We start from the raw sequence: 1,997 nt of genomic DNA, 5'->3' as shown, positions 1-1,997 counted from the left end.
GAGCACTATGTGGAAGAGGAGGAGTGATGGCACGCACGTCATGGAACGACATGAAGGCCGGGCGCGCAGGCGACTCGGCGGTTGAGGCCGCATACGCCGCAGCCAAACTCGCATTCGAGCTGGGAGAGCAGGTCCGTGGTCTACGCGAGCAACGGGGCTGGAGCCAGCGCGACCTGGCCAAACTCACCGGCATGACCCAACCAGGAATTGCCCGCTTTGAGGCTGGCGGCACGACGCCGACCCTGCCGATACTCCAGCGCATCGCTAACGCTTTCGATACGACTCTCTCGGTCCAGCTCAAGCCCAAGGCCGTCGCCTGAACTCGTCAACGAAAGTGTGCGGGGTGGGTGCAGGCTTGCACCACCAGGGGAGTGCAGAAGGGGGTGCAGAAGTGGCCGTTTGTGAGGGCAACTTGCAGGGCAGGCAACCCAAAGATCGTGCATCCTCAGTTTCTCCCCGCTACTATTTGAAGATTCAACTAAATGAATCTTCTGCACGACCCGGGTCCCTGAGAAATCAGGGACCCTTCGTCGTTGTGGAGGTCCGCGCGGCAATGCTGGTTTTGGGCAAGGGTGAAGGCTCACATCTGTTCAACGGTGTGGGGCTGCTCGGTACCTCGCAAGTTGCGCAGGCATCCGCATGCCCCACAAAATCCGTGAACGGGATCGGCTGTAATTCCAGCTAACCCGACTGAGCAGCCATTGACTCGCCACGCGAATCTATGTAATTGCCATAGTGGTTAATTACTTGTATTGAAAAGTGAGGTAGATCCGTGCCCGTAGTTATCTCTGAAGAACGACTCGACGAGACCTTCGCGGCACTGGCGAATTCGACTCGACGGTCGATCCTCAGCCGCCTGGCCCTCGGTGCTGCGAATGTAAATGAGTTGGCTGAACCATTCGACTTGTCGCTGCCGGCGATTTCGAAGCACATCAAGATCCTGGAGCGAGCTGGCTTGGTGGTGAAAGGGCATCAAGCTCAGTACCGGCCTTGCTCGTTGGAGGCTGCGCCGTTGGAACAAGTCGCGTCGTGGGCTGAGCAGTACCGGCCGGTTTGGGAAGCGCGCTTGGACCGCATGAACGATTACATCAAGAAGCTCCAACCGGAACAAGCGGGAGACAAGTGAAATGACCGATCAGAACTCACCCACTCAAGCCGTGCGCATTGAACGTGTGGTGAACATGCCAGTCGAATTGGCTTGGCGCATGTGGACACAGCCGGAGCATTTCCAAGCCTGGTACGGACCATCGGGAGCAACGGTGGTCGTTGCGAAAATGGAGTTAGTCGTCGGCGGAGCACGGCTTGTGAGCATGGAGGTCATGACTCCCAATGGCCCGATGAAGATGTGGTTTACCGGTAAACACCTTGAGATCGTTGAGAATCAACGACTCGTGTACACCGAGGCGATGTGTGATGAGAATGGCAATGTCATGTCTCCTGCCGACATGGGCATGCCCGCTGATCATCCGAGCGCCACCACGATCAACGTGGAGTTGGAGGCTCTTGAGTACGGCACGAAATTGGTGCTAGAGCACGCCGGAATACCAGAAGGCTCACCAGGCGAAGCGGGTTGGATCATGGCATTCGACAAGCTTGACACCTACGTCGACATACAACGCTAGCTGTAACAGCGACGGGGTTTGCTGTGCGTTACGTCGACTCCGATACTTCGAAAGTGTGTGGGGTCGTGGTCCTCGCAAGTTGGCGTGAATCAGAGATAAGGGCGACGCAACGAGCGTTAAGCCGATCGACTGCAATCCCGTGCTAGGGGGTCAGCAGTGCAAGTGCGGCATCGTCGCCATGCGCATCGCAAGTTCGTCGGCGTCGGCGCTTGAGGATGACCCTCCGACAACGTAGGTCTCGCCGTCCTTCAGGCAGCGGAACTGCAGACGTGCCTTCTTCAGGAACTTCGCTGCCATCGACGCACCCGGCGATTCTGGGGACTTGGACTTCCAGTGCGGCACGATGCGCTCATCAATGAGTCGCAGCGTTCGAGG

Annotated in this window: 4 protein-coding genes; 3 read left to right on the top strand and 1 reads right to left on the bottom strand. The window is 57.8% G+C overall.

Annotated elements, in window-relative coordinates:
* Positions 1-26 precede the first annotated feature (26 nt).
* The 3 genes from Q8M73_08710 (at position 27) to Q8M73_08700 (ending at position 1,622) form a co-directional block, all read left to right on the top strand.
* Positions 27-320 carry a helix-turn-helix transcriptional regulator gene (locus Q8M73_08710; protein ID MDP2288627.1) on the top strand — a complete coding sequence of 98 codons (294 nt, stop codon included), beginning with the start codon at positions 27-29 and terminating at the stop codon, positions 318-320.
* Between the two features lie 452 nt (positions 321-772).
* The gene (locus Q8M73_08705) at positions 773-1,126 is read left to right on the top strand and encodes a metalloregulator ArsR/SmtB family transcription factor (GenBank protein MDP2288626.1); all 354 of its coding nucleotides are present in this window, start codon (positions 773-775) and stop codon (positions 1,124-1,126) included.
* A 1-nt stretch (position 1,127) separates the two neighbouring features.
* On the top strand, positions 1,128-1,622 hold the full coding sequence (locus Q8M73_08700; GenBank protein ID MDP2288625.1) for an SRPBCC domain-containing protein: 495 nt from the start codon (positions 1,128-1,130) through the stop codon (positions 1,620-1,622).
* A 150-nt stretch (positions 1,623-1,772) separates the two neighbouring features.
* On the opposite strand, the gene Q8M73_08695 is transcribed toward Q8M73_08700, so the two are convergent.
* The coding region (locus Q8M73_08695) for a hypothetical protein (GenBank protein ID MDP2288624.1) at positions 1,773-1,997 on the bottom strand (225 nt) is incomplete at its 5' end.

It is taken from the genome of Actinomycetota bacterium (assembly GCA_030684515.1).
Taxonomy (GTDB): domain Bacteria; phylum Actinomycetota; class Actinomycetes; order S36-B12; family S36-B12; genus UBA11398.
This window is presented reverse-complemented; position numbering and strand designations above follow the sequence as displayed.

Bases quoted from the DNA above. Each gene is read 5' to 3' on its own strand.
- Q8M73_08700 (MDP2288625.1), top strand. From the start codon at position 1,128: ATGACCGATCAGAACTCACCCACTCAAGCCGTGCGCATTGAACGTGTG.
- Q8M73_08710 (MDP2288627.1), top strand. From the start codon at position 27: ATGGCACGCACGTCATGGAACGACATGAAGGCCGGGCGCGCAGGCGAC.